7 protein-coding genes are annotated in these 7017 nt (G+C 38.8%); all 7 read left to right on the top strand.

The window, feature by feature from the left end; translation table 11 throughout:
* The first annotated feature begins 531 nt into the window (after positions 1-531).
* The 7 genes from BC351_RS38930 to BC351_RS38900 all read left to right on the top strand — a co-directional run bounded on the left by BC351_RS38930 (position 532) and on the right by BC351_RS38900 (position 7000).
* A complete protein-coding gene (locus tag BC351_RS38930; protein ID WP_079421062.1) occupies positions 532-978 on the top strand; it encodes an NUDIX hydrolase in 447 nt (148 codons plus the stop codon).
* Positions 979-1287: 309 nt separating this feature from the next.
* Complete coding sequence (locus tag BC351_RS38925; RefSeq protein ID WP_079421061.1) at positions 1288-2670, top strand: S-layer homology domain-containing protein; 1383 nt, start codon at positions 1288-1290, stop codon at positions 2668-2670.
* Between the two features lie 216 nt (positions 2671-2886).
* Positions 2887-3435: a GNAT family N-acetyltransferase gene (locus BC351_RS38920; RefSeq protein WP_079421060.1), complete on the top strand. Its 549-nt coding sequence runs from the start codon at positions 2887-2889 to the stop codon at positions 3433-3435.
* A gap of 139 nt (positions 3436-3574) precedes the next feature.
* On the top strand, positions 3575-3883 hold the full coding sequence (locus BC351_RS38915) for a hypothetical protein (RefSeq protein ID WP_079421059.1): 309 nt from the start codon (positions 3575-3577) through the stop codon (positions 3881-3883).
* Between the two features lie 162 nt (positions 3884-4045).
* Entirely contained in the window at positions 4046-5332 is a 1287-nt protein-coding gene (locus BC351_RS38910) for an IS110 family RNA-guided transposase (RefSeq protein WP_079421064.1), read from the top strand.
* Positions 5333-5959: 627 nt separating this feature from the next.
* Positions 5960-6496 (top strand): shikimate kinase, encoded by a 537-nt coding sequence (locus BC351_RS38905; RefSeq protein WP_079421058.1) that lies wholly within the window; start codon positions 5960-5962, stop codon positions 6494-6496.
* Positions 6497-6670: 174 nt separating this feature from the next.
* Entirely contained in the window at positions 6671-7000 is a 330-nt protein-coding gene (locus tag BC351_RS38900; RefSeq protein WP_079409177.1) for a DUF3139 domain-containing protein, read from the top strand.
* Positions 7001-7017 lie beyond the last annotated feature (17 nt).

Genomic DNA, 7017 nt, shown 5'->3' with positions numbered 1-7017 from the left:
AAAGAAGATGAGATACCATATTACTTTGATGGTTATATCAATGCAGTTGAAAAAGGTAAGGAAACAGGTTATTGTGCAACAATTGTTTAAAGTCTAGGAGATGCTAACGGTGAACGAGAGTATAATAAGCACGCTATGGTAATCATAGTCAGCCTCGTTACTTGGTCAGAAGTGCGTAATTAAAGGAGAGTTAACATGGATGACCATAAAGACATGTATGACTGTCCTCTGTTAAATCATCCACTTTGGATGGGAGATTGCTACGATATCAACGCTGTGATTGAACGAATGGTAAAGCGGTCAATTCTTCAGTCTTTAGAATCCGAACTTGGTATTCAAGTTGATTTGTCCAGAGCGGAGAAGGTATGTCCTAATTGCTATCATTACAACTTCAAGTTATAGGTTAATAAAAACACCGCGGCAAAGAAATTAGTATAATAATAAGGTTATAGACTAGAAGAGAGTACCATAGTTTCATAACACAGGAAACGGATACATAGCATTAGGCAATTATTCACAAAGGAGGTTACTATGACAGAGAATCTTATTGAACGTGCTGCCGGGGGATTAGTTCTTCGCAAGACGCATTCAGGAATCCAAGTCCTACTCATTCACGATAGATATGGACATGTCGGTTTCCCAAAAGGCCACCTGGAATCCGGAGAGACATGGGAGGAAGCTGCAATCAGAGAAATTTCAGAAGAAACTGGGATTAATTCCAGAATTCTTTCACTTCTTGGCGACATTGAATATCCTATCGAACGAAAAGGGTTAACCGTTCGTAAGCAGGTGCGCTTATTCCTTCTCGAAGCCATTGACGAGCAGGCTGAGCCTATCCACCAGGCTAACGAAATTCAAGGTGCTCAATATTTCATTTGGGAAGATGCAGTTCGACTACACTTGGAACGAGGCTATGTGGACTTAAATTGGGCGTTTGATAAGGCGAGAGAACTTATGAATTGGAACGAGAAACTCTAACGGGACAAGATAGTTAAACAGTGAAGGGCCGAGTGGCAGCCCTTCACCCCGCTAACGGGCAGTAGAGCGTGGAAGCAACTGAAAAGAGGACTTTATCATTATCCCCGTAAAATAGTAATTCCTTACTCCCCTGAAGAAGTCGGATATTTCCTTCAAGGTTTTTTGTTGAAAAGTACTGATGAAAAATATGATATTTTGAGATATACTGAATCGATAATATTATCCATAAAAAGGTAAAAAGGTAGATAATTAATTATTCTGCCTGTCTGTATATCGTTGAAAAATTCGTAATAGTTAGGAAGAAGAATAATGATTAGATATAAGAAATTATCAAAGCATGTACTAGCACTTATATTAATGAGCTATATGATTTCGCCCAACCAATCAAACGCTGAAAGCAGTCCTATATCCAATATTAATTCATCGAAAATAGCAGATTCTAATGTAACAGCGTTTTTGGATTTAAAAGGGCATTGGGGAGAGACTGTAATTACAGGTGCTGTTGACAAAGGGTACGTTGATGGATATCCAGATGGAACCTTTAAACCTAATGGAGATATTACTCGAGCAGAGTTTATTAAAATGGTTGATAATGCCCTTCATATATCTGTTACGGGAACTACATCGGGTGACTCTTGGTATGTACCATACATCAACGCGGCGGTGACTTCTGGACTTCATCAATGGAGTGATTTCACAAATGGGGATTGGAGTACAGCTCTGACGCGCCAAGATATGGCTCGTATAGCTGTTCGTGCTGCAACTGGAGATAATAATACTGATGATAAGAAATGGATGTACTTGGCTTCTGAAGCTGGTTTAATTACTGGAATGGATGATACGGGTACACTTGGCGAGGATGAAACGACTACACGTGCGCAATCTGTGACGATTATCGAGCGAATTCTTTCTATAAAGGATGGCAAAACGCTTTCTAAGGATAAACATGCAATTTCGAGAGCAGAGGTTGCTTGGCATGGAACAAATGTATTTACGATGTGGCCACGATATTTCCCTCAAAACTTCATAGAGAACTTTGATATTACTAAGGCAGACTGGAAGTCTAATGATGGCAATTACCATGAATACGGTGAAGAGTATATCGTTGTCGATATGGAAGATCCTAAAGACCCATTTAGAAACGAAGTTATTGATATGACTTTTAACTTTGCAACCTACGATTCTAGCGGAAAACGTACAAATCTTCAAATTTTGCAGGCTCCGAGCAAATCTTATGTTTCGTACTCCCGTGTTAAAGTTGTTATACAAAATGACATAGATGCGGGACTTGGACTAATTACAGGCGGATATATGAACATGACTAGTTTAGGCATGGATAAAGACTCCAAGCTTTGGGATAAGGTTTTATCTTCGCAGGAGGACGCTAACACAGTGCTTTATTCTAAATCTCAAGGCTCTCAGAATGTGTTTGATCTAAACACATTTAATGGTAACTGGAGTCCTCAAATTCCGAGGAGTGGTAGTTACATTTTGAGATCAGGTACCCATTATTGGGTTCAAGGTAGAGTACACCCTAAAGGTGATGCTTATTTATTTTCTAGCGGAGGCTACTTTAACTCATCTATTTCTTTTTCTCCAAGTACACGGATGTATAATGCAGATAATCTCAATAATGGGGGACATTCCTTTATCGTTGTTAATGCACATGGAAATTATGATAATCACAACTAAATTCAAGTTTCTTTAATAAAGCTATTTCTTATTGCTCCCGTCCGTGTAAACATCCATATCATGTGAGGCACTCATCTCAATGGATGAAAATACTTGAACTGTCTGTTGAAATCAATTCAATGATAGGTCGTTACGCTAACGCAGAACAAGAGTTGAATAAACACACCACGAGGCAAAAGGTAGCCGTCTTTCAAAGTTAGTATAGGGGGCAAACAAGTGATAATTAGCAATAAAGAATTTCATGTGAATGGACTGACCTACACCATTAGGTCTTCCATCGAAATCGATGCGAAAGATTTGTCCGAATTAAGACTACAAATTGATGGAGAGACGGAGAATCTGGATAGAGAAAGAGGAGAAGCTTTCATTGATATATCTGGATTTGAACAATTAATACATGCGGACACGATCAGTCCAAAAAACTTATTTTTGGTTGCTGTCGCTGATAAACGTATTGTTGGCTTCTCGAGATGTGAAGGAACTTACCTCAAGAGATTCTCTCATAAAGTCGAATTTGGTGTATGTGTACTTAAAGACTTTTGGGGATATGGGATCGGAAAAAATCTCCTACAAGAGTCTATTACTTGGGCTGACTCCAATGACATCAAAAAAATAACACTGAACGTCTTGGAAACCAATACAAAAGCCATTGAACTGTATAAAAGGCTCGGCTTTGAAATCGAAGGCATATTAAAAAACGACAAAATTCTTTCCGACGGTGAATACTATAACACCATTGTCATGGGGAGATTCAATGACGCCTAATGAAAACTTGCTGAGCTAACGAGAATTATTGTTCAATACTGATTGGCGCCCTTTGCTCACCTAACTGGCAGATAATTCAGCACTTAGTGATAAACTAACTTTGGATAGTATTATACATTTGCAAATTAAGGAGCAATTTATGGAGGAAAAAGATCAATTCCTAGGCTTTATAGGCGATTATAGGATTCATGATAGCAAAATTGAAGGTATTCTTTGGGAAAACACGAATCTTACTGTAGCTTTAAGAAGCTATGAGGGAGAGGTAGTAGTTTTTAAATTTTATGGGGTTCAGACTATAAATTCTAATAGACCAATAGGCATGATGCTTAATTCCGTAAGTGAAATGAAAAAGAATGAACCCTTCCGTAAATTTCTCTTTGCTAACTGGGATGAAGATGATAATGCCTCTTTTGAAATCGTAGCTGAACAAGTAGAGTTTATTGTTTAGATATCCTTTTGTCGTACTCTCTATTGCTAAAAAGAAAAGATGATCGCTACGCTAAACATTCCTGTATAGCCTAAGAAATGGGCTTTGTCAAAAAAGGAGCGCCTCGGTATGATGGGTTTGTCGACGGGTAAATACCCACACCATCAAGGAGGCGCTCTTATTATGAAGTTTAAGCAATCAGACGGACAAAATCAACGTATTGAACGAATTACCACTTCGCATCTTGTTGTGGGTATAGATATGGCTAAGGAAACTCAAGTAGCTCAAGCTACAAATTATCGCGGTATTGTTCTTACTAACCAGCATCTTTCATTCAAAAACACTATTCAGGGATTTGAAAAATTACTTCGTTGGATGGAAGGCCTACAACAAAAGCACCGACTAAAGAACATCATAATAGGTATGGAGCCGACAGGACACTACTGGTACAGTTTGGCTAACTGGCTTGCCCAGAAAGACTTAAACGTCGTTTTAGTGAATCCTGCAACGACGAAGCGCAACAAGGAGAACCGAGATAATTGTCCTTCTAAGAGTGACCCGAAGGATGCTCTTGTTATTGCAGATGTTGTTAGCCGTGGCTATTATTATGAATACATTCGTCAAGCAACTCATTTTCAAAGGTTACGGACCCTAATGAATGATCGGGAATTTTGGGTGACAAATAGTGTTCGGATGCAGAATCGGATCATCCGCTGGCTGGATATACGCTTCCCTGAATATGCTTCGGTGTTTAAAGATTGGACCTGTCCACGATCCATAGCTACACTCAAAGAGTTCCCGTCTCCGTTGGATTTAAAAGGTCAATCCACATCAGAAGTAATTACAGGATGGCGAAAATATATGAAACGAGCTGGCGGCTCCACGGGTATCCATAAGGCAGCTGAACTACTCTCTAAAGCCGTTCAAAGCGTGGGGGAAACTGTAGCGCTGAATGAGGCCAAACAGGATTTGCAGCGCTTACTAGAAGAATTCGAACGCATTGATGGTATATTGAACGAAATAGCACAAGAAATCGAAGGTCTACTTGGTGAGATCCCAATTGCTAGCCAACTTCGCTCCGTTAAAGGTTTGGGCACAATCTATATTGCAGCGATTCTGTCTAGCGCGGGTGATTTGAAGCAGTACGCTCATGGTCGCCAGTTGTTACGGAAAGCCGGTTTAAATTTGGCAGAAAGCATGTCTGGAAAGCGTAAGGGTCAGATCATACTCTCCAAACGAGGAGATTCCACACTTCGAAAATATTTGTATCTGGCTACCTTAACACTAGTGGGAACAAACCCAATATTTAAGCAATTACATGAGAATAATGTGCAAGTTAAACATATGAGTAAGCAGAAGTCGATATTTAAATTGCTTGGAAAACTAGCACGAATCTTAGTTGGCATGGTGCATTCCGAGGAGTCGTTTACTCCTGAAAAAACGGTACTTCAGTATACTCAGGCTGCCTAAAATCTTCGGACTAACGTAAATTGATTCATTCGCAGGACTTCAAACAAAGAAAGCACGGAGGACCGAGTTCGTTCTTCAAAAGGGCACAGACCCATCCGCTAAACGCTATCGGTCTCCACACCTTGGATAGGTGTAACGAAGGAATGTAAGGGCGGCGACCCGTAGAGCCTTGGGATGGTCAATCTCCAGGGGATTGTGGAGTATGCGTGCAGTAGATTATTTAAATGGAGAAATGTTCCAATGTTTCTTCTATTCCCGCATGCCTTAAAAGGGTAAAGTACGGTCGCAACAGCTTAGTATTCTTAAGATTACTATATTTCAAAGTGATGAAATCCTGCGAATGAATGAGTATTCGTTAGATAAAACCTTAATACTGAGGGACGAAAGAACGTTAGCTTAATAAATGTAACAAGAATGAAATCTTATTTTCATATAGCTTTAATGAATCAAGCCTATAATAAAACTGACCCCCTTTAAAATATAATTAATTATGACCCACAGCCCGTTGCTGTGGGTCACTTTTTTGTTCATTGAAGTAACAGGAGTTAACATCATATGAAGGATATTTCTGGGCATTTACCGAAAGTTTAATGTATCAATAACAATTAATATAAAGCGAGGAAGAAAATGAATATAATCCTTGTAGGTATGTCGGGTGCTGGTAAAAGCACTTTAGGTGTATTACTTGCAAAAGCTTTAGGAATGAATTTTGTCGATACGGATATTGTCATTCAACAGCGTGAAGGTAAGTTACTACAAGAGATAATCGATAACGATGGGATAGAGATATTTATGCAGATCGAAGAAAAAGCTATATCGGAGCTGCATTTAGAAAATTGCATTATCTCTACGGGAGGAAGCGTAATATATTCAGAAAAAGCCATGAACGTCCTTAAACAAGGTGGTATGGTCATTTATTTACACGTCCCATATGAAGAGATTAAAAGAAGACTAATCAATGTAACGACTAGAGGCATTGTTATCAAGAATGGAAAAAGTCTAGAAGATGTTTACGAGGAAAGACTGCCCTTATACATTAAGTACAGTGATAAAGCCCTCGATTGTTTAAACAAGGATGTAGAACAATGCGTAAACGAGATTATTAAGCTAATACAAGAAACTGACGTTGCTCATTCTGCTAACGTAAGAACGATAGTTGAATAAGAATACCACAACAGGCTACCGCTGACTTAATATCGGTAGCCTATTCCGTACGGGTAGATTAGTTTAACAAGTAATGGGGCTATTGCTATACCAAAGGAAAAATATAGGTAAGTATCGAATAAGTTAGTGAACAGTAAGTGTTGGGAAGTAGAAAGGGGCTGTTACATTGAAATAATGAAATGGATAGCAGCCTTATTAGTAATTGGAGTTCTCATCACGCCCTTCTTTTACGTACAAGCAAACAAGATAATTTATGCGAACAAAGTGACTAACTACCTTTTGAATGAACAACATTATAAGAAGAATGAAATTAAATCGGTTAAAGGAATCTGGGGGATTAAATTACCGTCATTTTACACGGTTGTTGTATTTGAAAATGAACCGTACGTTGAGTACATATATTTTGCCCATAATAATGTAATGCAGTTTAGCCATAGCGTTACAGAAGAAGGTAAACAATTAGGAATTACTGACTCAGATCTTAAAAATCTTGCCGCAAGGTAAGCAATATTCGTTGATCC

It is taken from the genome of Paenibacillus ferrarius (assembly GCF_002027705.1).
Taxonomy (GTDB): Bacteria; Bacillota; Bacilli; order Paenibacillales; family NBRC-103111; genus Paenibacillus_E; species Paenibacillus_E ferrarius.
This window is presented reverse-complemented; position numbering and strand designations above follow the sequence as displayed.